Genomic DNA, 16638 nt, shown 5'->3' on the forward strand with positions numbered 1-16638 from the left:
GTTGGCCAGGAATGCCGAGAACTGACGCTTGGCCTGACGACGCTGATCCATCTGGCCGCCCGTCCCAACCGTCGCGCAGAAGCGGCTGAAGTCCTGCCCCGCGGCCCAGTTGAAGATTCCGACCTTGTCATCGACGCACGAAGTGATCGCCGTCATGGCTGCCAGGTCGAACTTGGTCTGTCCAGTCGGCGCCTGATCACACTGCGCCGCCCAGAAGCCGGCGGTCCGCGGGCAGTTCGCGACGCACGGCGTGGTCGCCAGCGTGTGCGAGCAAGACGCGCTCTCACACTTGGTGGCCAGGTCGGTCACGACCAGCGAGTAGTCGCCGGCGGCGGACACCGTGATGCAACGCGTGTCCGCGGTGAATCCGCCGGGCCCGTTCCATGCGTAGCCGTAGTTGCCGTCCGGCCCGCATAGCTCGACCGACGTGCCTTCGCAGGTCTCGGCCGGACCGGTGATGGAGCACACCGGGTTCGGATTGACCGTCAGCTCATGGCTGCCGTTGGCGGTGCACCCGTTGCCCAGATCGGTGACCACGAGGTTGTAGGTCCCCGCGACCCCGACGTTGATGCACCGGGTGTCGGCGCTGAAGCTGCCGGGTCCGGTCCATGCCCACGAGAAGTTGCCATCCGGCCCGCACAGCTCGGCCGTCTGGCCATCGCACACCGCGTCCTCACCGGTGATCGCGGCGACCGGGCTTCCGGTCACGGTCACGGTGAACTCGCAGGTCGACGAGTTTCCGCAGACATCCGTCCCCGTCATCGTCACCGTCGTGGTGCCGACGCCGAACACCGTGCCCGACGGAGGATCGAACACGATGGCCACCTGGCCGCCGCACGCATCCTCGCCACTGCCGGTGTAGGTGACGGTGTTCTGGCACTCACCCACCGTGATGTTGCCCGGGCAGGTGAGCACGGGAGCGGTGGTGTCGACGATGTGGATCGTCTGGCTGCAGGTCACCGAGAGGTCACAGTTGTCCTTCGCCGTCCAGGTGCGCGTCACGTCCTTGGCGTTGGGGCAGGTCTGTGACGGCGTCTCGACGTCGTTGAAGGTGATCGTCAGCTCGGCGTCGCAGTTGTCCGCGAACTGAGGCGTGCCGAAGCTCGGCGTCGCCGGGCACTCGATCGTCTCGTCCGCGGGGCACGACACCACCGTCGGCGCCGTCGTGTCATGGACCGTCAGCTTCTGGCTCGCCGTCGCCGCGTTGCCGCAGTCGTCGGTCGCCTTCCACGTCCGGTTGATCTCGTAGGTGCACGCCGTCGCCGACGGGCTCGAGTCGAGGATGGTGATCGACTCAGCCAGCAGCTCGATCGGCACGTTGGCATCGCACGCGTCGGAGGCGACCACGTTCTCGGGCGGCGGCGGAATGCTGCTGCACTCCACCGTCGCGTCCGCCGGCACGTTGCTGATCACCGGTGCGGTGGTGTCGACGACGTCGATCGTCTGGCTGGCGGTGGCCTGGTTGCCGCAGGCGTCCGTCGCCGTCCACGTGCGGGTCACCGAGTATTCGGCCGGGCAGTCGCCATTCGTCCGGACGTCCACGTAGTCGAGCGACGCCGCGCCGCAGTTGTCGCTCGCCGTCGGCTCGCTGAACGCCGGCGTGGCCGGGCACTCGATCGTTCCACCGGGACCGACGCCGGCGATCACCGGAAGCGTCGTGTCACTGACGTTGACGGTCTTGCTGCAGGTGCTGGGACAAGCCGTCGCGTCCGCGACCGTCAGGTTCACGGTGTACGAGGTGTTGCATCCCGTGGGAGCCACAATGGTCACACACTGGCCATTGGCCGCTCCCTGGATGGTCGCCCCGGTCACCGACCAGGAGTAGCTCGCGAGCCCTGGAGGCCCGCAGAACTCCTGGGTGGAGCTCGGGCACACCGGGCCATCGGGTCCGGTGATGCTGCAGGTCGGCCCGCCGTTCACGGTGAAGGTGTGCTCGCAGGTGATGCCGCCGTCGGCACCGGTCACCGTCACCTTGAGCGAGTAATAGCCGGCGGTGTTGCCGGCGTTGACGTCGACACAGGCGCCATTGGTGGCGCCCACGAACGAGGCTCCCGACGTATTGGCGGTGAACTCCCAGGCGTACGTCTTGGTCCCGCCAATGTTCGTGGTCACGCAATACTGGTTGGTCGTGCCCACGCAAGGCGTCGGCCCTGCGATCTCACAGCTGAAGACGGCATCGGCCTTGAGCGAGCGGTCCTGATTGCCGCCCTGGCCGTCCAGCGAGACGTTCCGCATGTGGTAGGGGGAACCGCCCGGGTGCGCCAGGCCATTCCACTCCTCCACCACCCCGATGTGTCCGCCCCAGGCAATGACCACCGTGGGCGCAGTCGAAGTGAAGGTGATCTTCATCTCGCTCTGCGCATGCGCGAGGTTGAGCGGATCCTGCGAGGTGTAGACGGCACCCGTGATGGTGCCGTTCCAGATCGTCAGCACCCGCTCGTTGGCAGGCAGCGCGTTGAAGCTGCTTGCCGGCATCCCGGCCACCGGCGTCCCCGCCGTGCTGGGAGGATCGATCGCGTACGTCGATGGCGCGCCGAAGCCCCCGCCCAGGCCGAGCAGTGGATCGACCGTTTCCGCGCTGTGCGCGGGGACGAACTGGTTATGCGGCTGCAACCGCTGGTAATGCGTCAGGTAGTCGAGGGCGGCGAGGTTCCCGTCCTTCGTGTCCCAACCGATGATCAGCTCGTGAGACCCGTTGGTCAGGTTCGTCATGACCATTCGGTAAGGGATCGAGTTTCCCTCGACGAAGTGTGAGTTCTCCGGGTTCAGGTTGCCGTTCACCCAGTCGACCGGATTGGTGGGGTTATCCGCCTCCTCGTTCCCACCTTGATCCAGGTTGGCGGCGGCATTGGCGAAGATCGTCGTCGCCGAACCGCTGGCCGTCCCGGTGGCGGTGAGCGTCACCTCCTGGCCGACCTGCTCCGCTTCCGCCGTGTACTGCGAGTTGGTGAACTCGCCGTTGGCGTCCGCGGTGGCCTGGAGCGTCGACGCATCGCCCGGTGTCACGGCGAGCGAGACCGATTCGCCGGATCGCCATCCTTGGCCGTGGATGACGACCCTTTCGCCGGGTACGTACACGGCCTTGTGGGTCGACACGCTCGCGGCGAACGCGGCGACCGGAAGTGCAATACAACAACAACAAGCGATCAGCAGCGTCGACAACCATCCGCTGACCCTAATGCGGGGCCTCATGAGCGACCTCCCTCTCGTGCTCGAGATGGGTGAACGGTGAACTGAGAGGCTCACCGAATGCTGCGGTGACGTGAACCGTTCGAGATCTTCCGCGTCGCGGTCGATCTCCCCAGCCGCGCGAGCGCTCCATGACGCACCCGTTGCGAACCGGTGGGCAGAGAATCAGGAACTTGGTGTGAGACGACTGAGGCTTCCGTGGCGGCCTTCCCTCAAAACGTCGCGAGGAATTGAATGTGCGCTGCGGTGCTCTCACGAGGGGGGGTGTGAGAACGCGGCTCCTGCTCCGTCACTAGGGGGACGACAAGCTGCGGGTGTTCGACGAAGCGACCGACGCGTCGCGCTGGGGGCGTGAAGTGACGGCCTTTTCTTCTAACCGAGGCAAGTTACCCGGTTGACCCGGGCCTGACAAGGGAATTGTCAACGAGACCCGGGACGGCCTCCACTCGGGGAGCCTGCGGCGAGGGGGACCGCTCTGGCGAGAGCCTGCTGGAGGTCGGCCCACAGGTCCTCGACGTCCTCGATCCCGATCGAGAGCCGGATCAGACCCTCCGGAATCCCGGCGCGCGCCCGGCCTTCCGGACCGAGCTGGATGTGGGAAGTGTGCGCCGGCAGGGAGGCCAGCGAATCCACGCTCCCCAGGCTGGGCGCGTGGGTGATCAGGCCGAGGGCTCCCATGGTCGCTGTCGCCGCCTCGGCTCCGCCGGCCAGATCGATCGCCAGCACCGGCCCGAATCCCATCTCCATCTGGCGCTTCGCGATGTCGTGTCCTGGATGAGGGGCGAGGCCGGGATAGAAGACGGTGCGGACCGCCGGATGACCGGCGAGCCGACGAGCGAGCTCGAGCGCATTGGCGTTCGCGGCCTGGACCCGCAGGGCCAGGGTCTTGAGGCTTCGCTCGATCTGCCACGCCACGCCGGGGTCGGGAACGGCGCCGAAGATCTTCCGCGTCCTCCAGATCGGCTCCATCGTCTTCTTCGGTCCGAGCGCGACTCCCGCCAGCAGATCGCTGTGACCTCCGATCGACTTGGTGGCGCTGTACAGCACCAGATCGGCGCCGTGCCGGAACGGCCGCTGGCCAAAGGGCGAGGCGAAAGTGTTGTCCACCGTGAGGCGCGCCTCGTGCCGGTGGGCCAGATCGGCGGCGCGCTCGAGGTCCACGATCATCAAGGTCGGATTGGTCGGGGACTCGACGTGGAAGATCCGGGTGCGGGGTTGGAAGGCCGTATCCCACTCTTCAGGCTTGCGGGCATCGACGAGCGACACGCTCCACCCGAATCGCCTGGCGCCCCATGACAGCAAGTCGTGCGTCCCGCCGTAACACTGATGGAGTGCGATGACGTGGTCGCCGGCCTCCAAATGGGTGAGGAAGACGGCGGCGATGGCGGCCATGCCCGAGGAGAACAGGAGGCCCATCTCGGCGCCTTCGAGACCGGCCAGCCGCTCCTCGACCGCGCGCAGCGTCGGATGTCCGTGGCGCTGGTAGAAGGCCCCCGCCGGACCCTTGGATTGCTCGGCGTTCATCGCGTCGAGGGAGTCGAAGCCGAAGGTCACCGAGTGGACGATGGGCGTGCTGGCGGGACCCGTCTGGCGCTTCTTCTCCCCGTGGACGGCGCGGGTTCGCACGCCTTGCGCGGGCGGCGGGCCTTTGCGTGAGCGGTCGGGCACGAATCCTCCTGTCGTCGGTGGCGACGTCGGCCACGGTGGGCTAGATTGCAGATCGGTGTCAACCCTCGCCTCCGCCCCTGCTCGAGGCGCCGTCGATCCTGCCTCGATTCACCGGCTGCTGATCGTGCGCCCTCGCTTCATCGGCGACATCTGCCTCACGCTCCCCACGCTCGACGCGGTCCGCCGCGCCTGCCCCTCGGCGCGCATCGGCTACCTGGTCGAAGAGGCGTGCGCCCCTCTGCTGAGCTCCGACCCGCGGATCGACGATCTGATCGTGAGCCGGAGACATGGAGGGGCCTGGGATGTCGTGGCGGCGATCCACCGCTTGCGTCCGCAGCTGGTGCTCGATCTGTTCTGCAACCCGCGCACCGCGATCTGGACCGCGCTCTCGGGCGCCACGATTCGGGTGGGTTACCCCGGCAAAGGGTGGCGCTCGGCCGCGTACACCCATCACGTGCGCCCGCGTGTGCTTTCCGCCGTCGATTTCCATCTCGCGTCCGTCGCGCGTCTGGGCTGGCCGGCCGAGACCGCAGCGCCCAGGCTCCATCTGGAAGAGTCCGCCCGCGTAGAGGCGCGGCAGGCTCTGGCGGCGCTCGGAATCCCCGCGGCGTCATCCGCGCTGGGTCTCCACCCTGGGGCGCGCTGGCCGACGCGTCGCTGGGACCCCCGGCGCTTCGCGGCGCTGGGTCGCCGCTTTCTCGACCAGCAGCCGGCGGGAGTGGTTTTGGTCACCGGGACGGCCGAGGAAAGCCCCCTGGTGGAACAGGTGCGCGAAGAGCTTCCGCGCGGGCGGGCGTTCTCGATCGTGGGCTGGCCGCTCGCGCGCTTCGTCGCCATGCAGTCCCTGTGCGCGGCGTTCGTCTGCGGCGATACCGGGCCGGTTCACACCGCCGCGTCCGCCGGGGTCCCGACCCTGGGGCTCATGTCGCGCAATCGGCCGGCGATGTTCTTTCCGTACCGGGAGTCCGACGGACACCGCGCCTTCTATGTCCGCGCCGAGTGCAGCCCTTGCCACCGGGACGTCTGCCCGGACCTGCGGTGCCTCGACCGCCTGACGGTCGAAGCGGCCTGGGCCCTCCTATCGGGTATGCTGGCCAGGCGCTGAGCCTTCTTCGCCGGGAACCACGGATATGGCCGAACCCATCATCACCTTCCTCTCCGATTTCGGCTCGAGCGACTGGTTCGTGGCGGTGGTGCACGGCGTCCTCCACACCATCCACCCCACCGCGCACGTCGTCGATCTCTCACACGCGGTGCCGCCGGGGATGGTGGCGCGCGCGGCGTTCGTCCTCGAGGCCGCGGCGCCCGACTTCCCCCCGGGCACCGTGCATCTCGTGGTCGTCGATCCAGGAGTCGGCACGACGCGAAGGGCGCTCGGTGTGAGCGCCCGGGGGCAGCACTTCGTGGGTCCGGACAACGGCGTCCTGGAGTGGGCGCTGGCCGACCCCGACGCGAAGGCGCACGAGCTCAACGTGAACCGCTTCTTCCGGCAACCGGTGAGCCGCACCTTTCACGGACGCGACGTGTTCGCCCCGGTGGCGGCCCATCTGGCCGCGGGCGTTCCGCTGGAGCAGATGGGACCCCGGGCAGACGCCCCGGTGAGGCTTTCATCCAACGGCCCGACCCATCGCGCGGGCGAGATCGTTGGCCATGTGGTGTTCGTCGATCGCTTCGGCAACCTGCTCACCAACGTCACCGAGCAGGACATGAGCGACGGTTTTCCGACGGTGCCCCAGAACCGCATCCACGTGCTGGCCCTGGGCCGGGTGATCCGCGGACTCTCACGCTCCTATGGAGAGGCCCCGGTCGGAACCATCCTCGCGCTGATCGGGTCGAGCGGACGCCTGGAGATCGCCCAGGTCGGCGGAGATGCCTCGGAGCGTCTGGGCCTCGGCGAGGGCGACCAGGTGAGGGTCCGCGCCGGCTGAAATGAAAACGTGGGTGGCGCCAGCGCCACCCACGTCTCCCAAGCTCTCTTCTCTTACGGTCGGTTCTTCGACCCTCCGCCGACGCCAGCGGTCGCCGGGGTCTTGCGATTCCCGGGCTTCACGGCCTTGTCGCCGCTCGGGTCCAGGTTGCCGGCGAGCAGCTTGGAGGCCTGCGGGAAGAGCTCGAGCGCCGCGTTCAGCTGCGGGTCGTCCTCGATCAGGATCTTGTAGCGCTCCAGCGAGCCGAATGTGGCGCTCGCCAGCTCCGCGCGGATCTGCTGGAGCATGAACGGCCGACTCTTGACCCACACCGAGTCCACCGCGACCTTGCGGTTGTCCATGATCTTCCGCAGCTGCGCCCATTGGGCGTCCGTCAGCTTGAAGTTCTTGCCGAACGACTCGGCCGTCCACTTGGTGTTCCTGTTCTGGGCGAGATATCCGGTCGCCCACTCGAAGAACACGCGCTTCTGGATCATGTCGGCCTCGACTCGCGTCAGGTTCTCGCGATCCGAGATGACGTTGTCCGGAAGGATGCCGCCGCCGCCGTAGACCTGCCGGCCAGCCGCCGTCTTGAACTTCGGGCGGGCCGCCAGCTCGGAATCGCTCGGGGCGTCCTCGCGGTAGGCCTCGAGCGCGTACTCGCTCTGGTCCGCCGCCTTGCTGAAGTCGCGCTGAATGAGCCGGCCACTCGGCGTGTAGTACTTGGCGATCGTGAGCAGAAGCTTCGACCCGTCGTTCAGGTTGAGCTGGTTCTGCACCAGTCCCTTGCCGAACGAGTTGGTGCCGGCGACCAGTCCGCGATCCAGGTCCTGAACCGCGCCCGCCACGATCTCGGAGGCCGAGGCGCTGCCGTGATCGATCAGCACCACCAGCGGACCGGCCATCTGCTTCTGGCGGTCGGTGGTGTAGTAGTCGGCGTTGGCCGACGCGATCCGGCCGCGCGTGTAGACCACCTTCTTGTTCTCGGGAATGAGCTGGTCGAGCACGTCGACCGCCTGCGACAGCAGCCCGCCCGAGTTGGCGCGCAGGTCGAGCAGCAGCGACTTCATGCCCTGCGCGCGCAGCTTGCCGAGCGCCGTCTCGAGCTCGTCGCCCGTGGTCTGCGAGAAGCGGATCACGCGCACGTAGCCGACGCCGGGGCGAACCATGTACGCGTAAGGGATGCTCTCGATCGGGATCTTGGCCCGGTCGATGTTGTAGCGGTGGACCTCCTCGCCTTCACGCTCGATGGCGATCTGGACCTGGCTCCCCGACGGGCCGCGCAGCGCCTTGAAGACGTCCTCGTTCGTGACCGTCTTGGGCACCGGCTTGCCGTCGATCTCGACGATCCGGTCGCCGGCGCGAATTCCAAGGCGGAACGAGGGCGTGCCCTCGAGCGGCGAGATCACGGTGATGACCCCGTCGCGTATCTCGAATTGGATTCCTATCCCCGAATAGTCGCCTCGGAACTCCTCGTCCATTCGCTGAGCGCGCTGCGGCGGCAGGAAGACCGTATGAGGATCGAGCGTCTTGAGCATCCCGTCGATCGCACCCTGGATCAGCTTCTGATTTTCCGGTGGCTCGACATAGTGGTTCTGCACCAGGTAGAGCACCTGGGTGAACAGGTCGAGCTGGCTCCGCAGGTCGTCGGTGGCCATGAGGCCCCGGGCCAGACCGAAGCCGAGCAGCAGAGACAGCGCCATGGCCGCCAGGAAGGGGCCAACCGATTTTCGACGTGCAGGCATGTTGGAAGTCCGATCCATGATGTTCATCGCGTGAAGCTGCGAGCGCTCAGACGCCCCAGCCGATCCGCGGCCGCGTCGAGTGTCTCGCGACGCCGCGCAAAGTGAAAGCGGAGGCGCTGGCGGCCGGCCGCGGGATCGGAATAGAAGCTCGACCCGGGAACCGCGGCCACCCCGCCGTCTTCGACAAGGTACCGTGCAAACGTTACGTCATCCGAGAAGCCGAACGCGCTGATGTCCGTCATCACGTAGTACGCCCCTCGCGGCACAAACGTCCTGAACCCGGCGGCTTGGAGGGCGGGGAGCAGAACGTCCCTGCGCTCCTCGTACGCCTGGGCCAGGCCCACGTAGTACGAATCAGGCAAGGACAAAGCCATTGCCGCCGCCTCCTGAAGGGGGGCCGGGGCGCCAACCGTCAGGAAGTCGTGAACTTTTCGGATGGCGGACGTGATCGGGGGTGGCGCCAGGCAGTAGCCAATCCGCCACCCGGTCACTCCATAGGTCTTGGAAACCCCGCTGATCGTCACCGTCCGCTCCTTCATCCCCTCGAGCCCGGCCAGGCTCACGTGCTTCGCATCTCCATAGAGGATGTGCTCGTAGATCTCGTCGGTCACCGCCACCACGTCCCACTTGCGGCAGAGCGCCGCGACCAGGTCGAGCTCATCCCGACTGAACACCTTTCCGGTGGGGTTGTTGGGTGTATTGATGACGATCGCCTTCGTGCGGTTGCCGAACGCAGCCGCCAGCTCGTCGGGATCGAAGCTCCAGTCGGGCTCCCTGAGCCGGACGAACCGCGGCGTTGCGCCGCAAAGGATCGCGTCGGGCCCGTAATTCTCGTAGAAGGGCTCGAAAACGATGACCTCTTCGCCGGGATTCACGAGGGCGAGCAGCGTCGCGACCATGCTTTCGGTGGAGCCGCAGCATACCGTCATCTCGGTCTCGGGATCGAACCTCAGGCCGGTAAAATGCTCGGTCTTGGCCCCGATCGCGTCCCGCAGGCTCTTGGCGCCCCAGGTGATGGCGTACTGGTTGACGTCTTCCTGTACGGCTCGGGACGCCGCGTCCTTGATGGCCGGCAAGGCAGGGAAGTCGGGAAAGCCCTGAGCCAAATTCACGCCTTGGTGACGTTGGCAGAGCCGCGTCATCTCGCGGATGACCGACTCCGTGAAGCGCGTGCTGCGCTCGCTGACCATGGGGCTCATGAGGGCGCCTAGTTTAGCGGCTCTCCCCCGGCGGCCCAACGGGCGAAATGCACTTCAGCCGTTTGACTTCGAGGCATCGCTCGGAAACCATGCGGCTCATGGACGGCCAGCGCGGCATCGCGCGGCGCATGGTGGTCGGCCTGCCGGCCGAGGGACTGTCGCGCGTCTGGGAAAAGGATTTCGCCGCCTACGCGCCCGCCGGCGTCATCCTCTTCCGCCGGGACTTCCCGGATCTCGAATCCCTGCGCACTCTCACCCAGCGGCTGCGCGAGCTGGCCCGACCGCGCCGGATCTTCATCGCGGTGGACGAAGAGGGCGGCTTCGTCTCGCAGCTCGCCGGACTGCTCGTCGTCCCGCCCAACGCGGCGCTGCTGGCGCGCGGCGCCGAGGGCGATGACCTGGAATGGACGGCGCGCGTCACCGGCGAGCGCCTTCGCGCCCTGGGGATCGACTGGGTGTACGCGCCGGTCGCCGACATCCATTCACAGCCGGCGAATCCGGTGATCGGGCCGCGCGCGTTCGGGACCGACGAGGGCTCGGTGTCGCGCGCCGTCGCCTCGATGCTCGCGGGCTATCGCGCGGCCGGCATCGCGTCGTGTCTCAAACACTTTCCGGGGCATGGCGACACCGTGCTCGACTCGCACCACGCACTCCCGCGCTGCGACGCGGACATGGGCCGGCTCGAAGCGCGCGAGCTCGCGCCGTTCCGTGCCCACCTCGATGCGCCGGCGATCATGACGGCCCATGTCGTCTACCCGGCGCTCGATCCCGGGCAGCCCGCGACATTTTCGTCCGCGGTGGTCGAGGGACTCCTGCGGCGGCGGCTCGGCTATCGCGGGCTGGTCACCACCGACGCGCTCGAGATGAGGGGCGCGACACAGGCCGGCGGTGCGGCGGAAGTGGGGCGCCGGGCGCTCGACGCCGGATGTGATCTCCTGCTCTACGCGTTTCATCACGAGGATGTGCGACGCGCCCGCTACGAGCTCGGCAAGCAGCTCGTGGACGGAGCCCTCGATCACGCCCGCTTCGACGATGCTCGGCCGCGGCTCGCCGAATTCGACCGGCGGCATCCCGAGCCCGGTGAGCGCGACATCCTTCGTCCGCTCTCCGAGCTGACGCCGCATGACTGGGAAGCACGGCTCGAGCGGATCGTGGAGCGTGGGCTGATCGTGCGCGGTGAGATCCCCCCCGCGGCGGCCGCCGGCCCATGGCGGATTCGCGAGCCGGAGCTTCCTCACGGATCATCGCTGCGGGACGAGCTCGCCACGCACGGCATTCGCGCAAACGGCGAATCACCGTCGCTCGAGGTGGTCGCGGTGATGAGCCGGAAGCCGCTCGAGGACGCCGAGATCGAGCGCCTGCGCGCCACGGCGCGCGCGACTTCGACCGCGCTGATCGGGCTTCAGAACGACGCGTTCCTCGATCTCGTTCCTGAAGCCGCACTTCGCATCTCGGCCTCCGACGCCACGCCGCTCACCCGGCGCGTCGTGGCGCGCGCGCTGGCTTCGGCCGCGCGCGCCACCACTCGCGCCTAGGACGAAGACTCAGTACGAGAAGTGGAACTGCAGATAGCCCTGCGTCTCGTCGTACGGGCCGTCCTGCTGTGAGATCTGCCGCACCGTCGCCCGCAGCTCCGCGAACGGCACCGGCACCCACTCGGTCTCGAAGGCGTAGCGCTCGTAGACAAGGTCCTCGGCGAAGAGCGCGCCGTCGCCGACGCCCAGGTTCATGCGATCGTATCGGGCTCGGACGTTGATCCATCGGGCGGGGGTCCAGTCGAGCTCGGCGAAGCCTGCGTGGAGGTTGTTCTTGGTGTCGCCTACATACTCGTCCGTTCCGGCATCGATCTCGAGCAGCGCCGAGACCGGCCCGACGCGCCCCATGGCGTACGCGCCCCAGCGAGTCGCCCGGACCGGGCTGACGAAGCCCGCCTTGTCGCGGAAGTCGTCGTAGAACGAGGCTGCCGCCTGGAACGAAGGACTCACGAAGCCGAGCTTCGCCGTCTTGGCCTGAGCCCGCGAGGGAGCAACCGGCGGCGGATTGAAGGGGTGGGTCTCGCCATTGGTGTACGAGGCGCGGGCGAAGAGGCTTCCCTTCTCTCCCCCCAATTCGATGCCCATGTCGGGAGTGCGCGGATCATAGGGCAGGAAGCGCGGGACCAGCCCGGGTGGAGTCAGGAAGTCCAGATAGCCGTTTCGCGTGGCCACGGTGTGATCGTCCATTCGCAAGCCGAACGGCGTACGGAAGCGGCCGGCCTTGAGGTAACTCCCCCACGGGCCTCCCGAGATCATGCCGAAGGCATCCTGGCTCTTGCTGCCCGAGTCGAAGCCGTCGCGCGTGTAGACCATCGTGAGCATCGAGAACGGCTGGAACGCGAGGTGGATCGCGTTCTCCATGTTGTAGAACCCGGCGCGGTCGTTGCCGGAAATCGCGTCGGTGTCGTTGCTGAGCAGCATGAGCCGGTGATCGAGGCCGATGTAGAGCGGGAAGCTGTCGCCGACGCGATTGACCAGGGCCACGTCCGACCACGGCTTGCCCTCTTCAGGCTCGACGCGATGACGGTTCTTCGCGAAGTTGAATCCGAACTCGTTGCGCGGGCCGCCGCCGTTGGGATCGAAGTGGCAGCTCCCGCACGCGAGTCCGGTCTGGGCGCCGAAGAGCGGCACGCCGGCGCCGCGGCGCGCGGTGAACAGCGTGATCAGAGACGCGAGGACGAGGATGAGCGGTGCGGCGTGACGCCAGCGCATGGCAGCCTCCTGGTTGCAGCCCGACGCTACTTTCGGAGGCGTGGCTTGGGCGGGCGACCGAAGCCGCCGCCCCCGGGGGTGGCCACGGTTAGCACCGCCCCGCGCGGCAGGTCAATCTGGAACTTGCCCGGTGCCTCGCGCTCGCCGCCATTCGTGCGCACGCGGTTGATGCCGGGCGATCCGGCTTCGCCTCCGGCACGGCCGTAGGGACCTCGGGTACGCCGCTCGGAGATCACCGTGACCCGCGCCGGAGCTTCGAGCTCGAGCGTTCGCACCACGCCGTCGCCGCCCCGCCAGCGCCCGAGACCGCCGCTGCCGCGCCGGATGCGCGTCTCGACCACGTGCAGCGGATAGCCGTGCTCGAGCGCTTCGACCGGCGTGTTGCGGGTGTTGGTCATGTGCGCCTGCATCGCCGACTCACCGTCCCAGCCCGGACCCGCGCCGTGCCCGCCGGCGAGCGTCTCGTAGTAGGCGAACGGTCCCTGCCGCGCGGGATCGAATCCTCCGATCAGCAGGTTGTTCATGGTGCCGCTGCTCGCCGCCGGCACGCGATCGGGCAGCGCTTTGCCGAGCGCGCCCAGCACGACGTCCACGATGCGCTGCGAGGTCTCGACATTGCCGGCCGCGACCGCCGCCGGCGGGCGTGCATGGACCACCGTGCCAGCCGGCGCGATCACGCGCACCGGACGAAAGGCGCCGTCGTTGACCGGAAGATCGCCGCCGAGCACGCAGCGCAGCGCGTACTGAGTGGCGGCAAAGGTGACCGCTTCGACCGCGTTCACCGATCCCGGCACCTGCGGGCTCGAGCCGGTGAAGTCGACCACCGCGGCCCCGTTCCGGAGCGTCAGGACGGCGCAGATCGGGATCGGTCCGGTTCCCAGTCCGTCATCGTCGAGCGCATCCTCGAAGCGCCACTTGCCGCGTGGCAGCGTGGAGAGCGCCGCCCGCATCACGCGCTCGCCATGCTCGAGCAGACGGGCGGCTTCACGGACCAGCTCGCCGGCGCCGTTCCTCCGCGCCATCTCGATCAGGCGCCGGGCGCCAGTGGTCTGCGCACCGAGCTGCGCCTCGAGATCCGCGCGGCGCTCCTCCGCGGTCCTCACGTTGGCCAGCAGGAGCGCGAGCACGTCGGCCGCCAGGTGGCCGCCGCGCGCCAGGAACACCGGTGGAATGCGGAAGCCCTCTTCGTACACCTCGCGCGCCAGCGGCATGGATCCCGGCGCCGCGCCACCCACGTCGGCATGATGCGCGCGGCTGGCGACGAAGAAGTCTGGCGCGCGCCGCCCGGGCAGGAAGACCGGGGACACCAGCGTCAGATCCGGAAGATGCGTGCCGCCCCGGTACGGATCGTTGAGGAGGATCGCGTCGCCATCAGCGAAAGGTCCGAGCTCGAGCGCCGCCAGCACGGCGCGTGGCATGCTTCCGAGATGGACGGGGATGTGGGCGGCTTGCGCCACCAGGCGCGCCCCGCCGTCGAACACCGCGCACGAGAAATCGAGGCGTTCCTTGATGTTGGGCGAGTAGGCGGCGCGCATGAGCGTCACGCCCATCTCCTCGGCGCACGCGGAGAAGAGCCCGCGGTAGAGCGCGAGCCGGACGGCGGGCGGAAGCGCATGGCGCCTCACGATCGCCTCAGCACCAGCGCGCCGCTCTCGTGCACGCGGCCGGTCCATGACGGCTCCACCCACAGCGTCGCGCCCGACTGGAGGACGATCGCCGGCCCCTTCACCACCGATGAGCGTCCGAGGGTCTCGAAGCGCCATACCGGGACTTCTCGCGCGCGGCCTTGCATCCATGCGCGCGCCCGTCGCTCGGGGACGGGTCGGCCGCGAGAGGCGGACGCGCGGCGGGGCACGTCGGCCACCGGCAGCTCCCCTTCCACCTCGAGCGTCACCACCTCGACGCGAGCGCCCTCGCGCGCGAATCCGTACTGAAGGCGATGCGCGTCGTGAAAGCGACGCTCGAGCCCCGGACCGAAGTCGACCTCGAGCTCGTGCGACTGGCCCACGTAACGGGCCAGCGCCCGCCTCGACATGGAAGGACGCCCGGGCCGATCGAAGGCTTGCATGACCTCGCGCTCGAGCCGGGTCATCGCGCGTTTCAGGGTCGCCGTCTCGGACGCGGAGCAGAGCACGGTCCGGCTTCGGCCATGCCGCTCGGGAGCGGCCAGCGCGCCGAGCGCCGAGAGCATTCCGGCGTTGGCCGGGAACACCACGGCGAGAACGCCGAGCGTCTCCGCGAGCTCGCACGCGTGAAGGCCACCGGCGCCGCCGAAGGCCACCAGCGCGGCGCCGCGCGGATCGTGGCCGCGCTCCACCGACACGCGCCGCAGCGCCGCCTGCATGCGCGCGTTGGCGACCGCGACCACCGCCGCCGCCGCGAGCTCCACGGAGCGCACGCGCAGCCCTGGACGGATCGCGGCGATCGCCTCGCGCGCGAGCGCCGGGTCGACCTCGAGGGACTCGCCGAGCGCGATCTGCGGCAGCCGGCCGAGCACGACGAGCGCGTCGGTCACGGTGGCAGGCCCGCCTCTTCCGTAGCATGCCGGTCCCGGGTCGGCGCCGGCGCTCTGCGGCCCCACCGCCAGCAGGCCGCCGGCGTCGATGGCGGCGATGGAGCCCCCTCCCGCGCCCACGGTGTGCACGTCGAGCAGCGGAAGCAGGATCGGAAAGCCGGCGATCTCGCGGGCGCGGCGGCGCGGCAGCCGGCCTTCGGCGAACGCGACATCGGTCGACGTGCCGCCCACGTCGAGCGTCAGCGCACGCGGGAAACCGGCATCGCGGGCGGCGCGAAACGCCGCCCACAGTCCCGCCGCCGGGCCGGAGAGGAGCTGGCGCACCGGCTCTCGAGCGGCCTCCGGGGCGGGTGTGCCTCCACCGTGGGAAGCGACGATCTCGAGCCGCGGGCCGCAGGTCCGGCGCAGCTCATCGATGTAGCGCGCCACGCGCGGCTGCAGGTAGGCGTTCACCACCGTGGTCGTGAAGCGCTCGAACTCGCGGATCTCCGGACACAACTCCGACGAGACCGATACCGGCACGCCGATGCGGCGCGCGGCCCGGGCCAGGCGCCGCTCGTCCCCGGGTGCTCGGTACGCGTGGAGCAGGCCGATCGCCACCGCTTCGGGTCCGCTGCGGCGCAGCGCGGCGAGCGCGCGGCGCACTTCGGCCTCGCGGAGCGCCCGGCGCGCGCGTCCATCCGGACCGCGGCGCACCGCCACGCCGAGTCGTCTCGCGCGCGGCACGAGCGGCGGCTCGCGACGCGGCGCCAGGGCGTAGAGATCGGGCCGGTCCTGCCGCCCGATCTCGAGCAGGTCTTCGAATCCCTGATTGGTGAGCATCGTGACGCGCGCGCCCTTGCGCTCCAGCAGCGTGTTGGTCGCGACCGTCGAGCCGTGACGCACACGCGTCTGCTGGGTGGCGCCGGCGCGCGCCAGCCCTTCGAGCACGGCGCGCTCCGGAGCCTTCGGGGTCGAAGGCACCTTGAACGCGATGAATCGCCCCGCGACCACCGCGACGAAATCGGTGAACGTCCCGCCGGTGTCGACGCCCACGGCGGCGGCGCGCGACGGCATGGAGCGGCCGTGCTTGGTCACGCGGCTTTCGGGCGCCGGCGCTTGCGCCAGAAGTCGAGTCCCGCTCCCAGCACGATGGCCACGGCGGCCGTGATCAGGATCCAGCTCGGGATCTTGATGGCCTGCCCGACGAAGGCCAGCGCGAAGTAGTAGGGAAGCGCGCCGAGCAGGATGGCCAGGCCGTAGAGCGGCGGCGGATAGCCCACCGCCGCGGCCACCAGCTTGAGCGGCGCGTCAGGAAGCGGCGTGGCCCTCGCCAGCATCAGCGCCAGGAAGGAGGCCGCGGGATACGCGGCCAGGGTCAGGGAGAGCTTCTCCTGCGAAGGAGCGAAGCGCCGCATCCATGGATGCCCGGAGCGCAGCGCCCAGCGCAGCATGAGGAGCTGCAGCACGCTGCCGAGAGCGCTCGAGACACTGCCGGCGAGCGCCACCTGCCAGGCGGGATGGAGATGCCCGTAGTGCAGGAGCAGCGGAGTGGTGAAGAAGGCGAACGTCGCCCCGTCCACGAGCAGCAGCACGCACATCGCCCACAGCGAATCCGCGCTCAATCGAACCCTCCGCTCGAGGCCACCAGGAGGGCGCGCAATCTACCGGAAAGTGAGTCGACTAGGC

At 69.0% G+C, this 16638-nt stretch carries 11 protein-coding genes; 3 read left to right on the forward strand and 8 right to left on the reverse strand.

Going from position 1 to position 16638, the window contains the following annotated elements:
- Positions 1–3192 (reverse strand): HYR domain-containing protein (locus VFQ05_02415; GenBank protein ID HET9325606.1); only part of this gene is annotated, 3192 nt, incomplete at its 3' end.
- A gap of 417 nt (positions 3193–3609) precedes the next feature.
- Positions 3610–4857 (reverse strand): aminotransferase class I/II-fold pyridoxal phosphate-dependent enzyme, encoded by a 1248-nt coding sequence (locus VFQ05_02420; GenBank protein ID HET9325607.1) that lies wholly within the window; start codon positions 4855–4857, stop codon positions 3610–3612.
- A 124-nt stretch (positions 4858–4981) separates the two neighbouring features.
- Between VFQ05_02420 and VFQ05_02425 the strand changes: the two genes are divergently transcribed.
- Together VFQ05_02425 and VFQ05_02430 are read left to right on the forward strand one after the other, a co-directional pair.
- The gene (locus tag VFQ05_02425; GenBank protein HET9325608.1) at positions 4982–5962 is read left to right on the forward strand and encodes a glycosyltransferase family 9 protein; all 981 of its coding nucleotides are present in this window, start codon (positions 4982–4984) and stop codon (positions 5960–5962) included.
- 25 nt (positions 5963–5987) lie between these two features.
- A complete protein-coding gene (locus VFQ05_02430; GenBank protein ID HET9325609.1) occupies positions 5988–6785 on the forward strand; it encodes an SAM-dependent chlorinase/fluorinase in 798 nt (265 codons plus the stop codon).
- A 53-nt stretch (positions 6786–6838) separates the two neighbouring features.
- On the opposite strand, the gene VFQ05_02435 is transcribed toward VFQ05_02430, so the two are convergent.
- The gene (locus tag VFQ05_02435; protein ID HET9325610.1) at positions 6839–8509 is read right to left on the reverse strand and encodes a S41 family peptidase; all 1671 of its coding nucleotides are present in this window, start codon (positions 8507–8509) and stop codon (positions 6839–6841) included.
- Between the two features lie 23 nt (positions 8510–8532).
- Positions 8533–9708, reverse strand: coding sequence for an aminotransferase class I/II-fold pyridoxal phosphate-dependent enzyme (locus tag VFQ05_02440; protein HET9325611.1), 1176 nt, complete (start codon positions 9706–9708; stop codon positions 8533–8535).
- 89 nt (positions 9709–9797) lie between these two features.
- Here VFQ05_02440 and VFQ05_02445 point away from each other — a divergent pair, with 89 nt between their 5' ends.
- Complete coding sequence (locus tag VFQ05_02445) at positions 9798–11243, forward strand: glycoside hydrolase family 3 N-terminal domain-containing protein (protein HET9325612.1); 1446 nt, start codon at positions 9798–9800, stop codon at positions 11241–11243.
- Positions 11244–11252: 9 nt separating this feature from the next.
- Here the strand turns inward: VFQ05_02445 and VFQ05_02450 are convergent, their stop codons facing one another.
- Genes VFQ05_02450 through VFQ05_02465 form a run of 4 tightly spaced genes read right to left on the reverse strand, consistent with a single transcriptional unit; the run spans position 11253 to position 16574 of the window.
- Positions 11253–12455, reverse strand: a complete 1203-nt coding sequence (locus VFQ05_02450) for a hypothetical protein (protein ID HET9325613.1) — start codon at positions 12453–12455, stop codon at positions 11253–11255.
- Between the two features lie 26 nt (positions 12456–12481).
- Positions 12482–14080: a hydantoinase B/oxoprolinase family protein gene (locus tag VFQ05_02455; GenBank protein HET9325614.1), complete on the reverse strand. Its 1599-nt coding sequence runs from the start codon at positions 14078–14080 to the stop codon at positions 12482–12484.
- Complete coding sequence (locus tag VFQ05_02460) at positions 14077–16047, reverse strand: hydantoinase/oxoprolinase family protein (GenBank protein ID HET9325615.1); 1971 nt, start codon at positions 16045–16047, stop codon at positions 14077–14079. Before VFQ05_02460 ends, VFQ05_02455 begins: the two co-directional genes overlap by 4 nt.
- Positions 16044–16574 (reverse strand): VTT domain-containing protein, encoded by a 531-nt coding sequence (locus tag VFQ05_02465; protein HET9325616.1) that lies wholly within the window; start codon positions 16572–16574, stop codon positions 16044–16046. The genes VFQ05_02460 and VFQ05_02465 overlap by 4 nt, the downstream gene beginning before the upstream one ends.
- Positions 16575–16638: the final 64 nt, after the last annotated feature.

It is taken from the genome of Candidatus Eisenbacteria bacterium, from assembly GCA_035712145.1.
Classification (GTDB): domain Bacteria; phylum Eisenbacteria; class RBG-16-71-46; order RBG-16-71-46; family RBG-16-71-46; genus DASTBI01.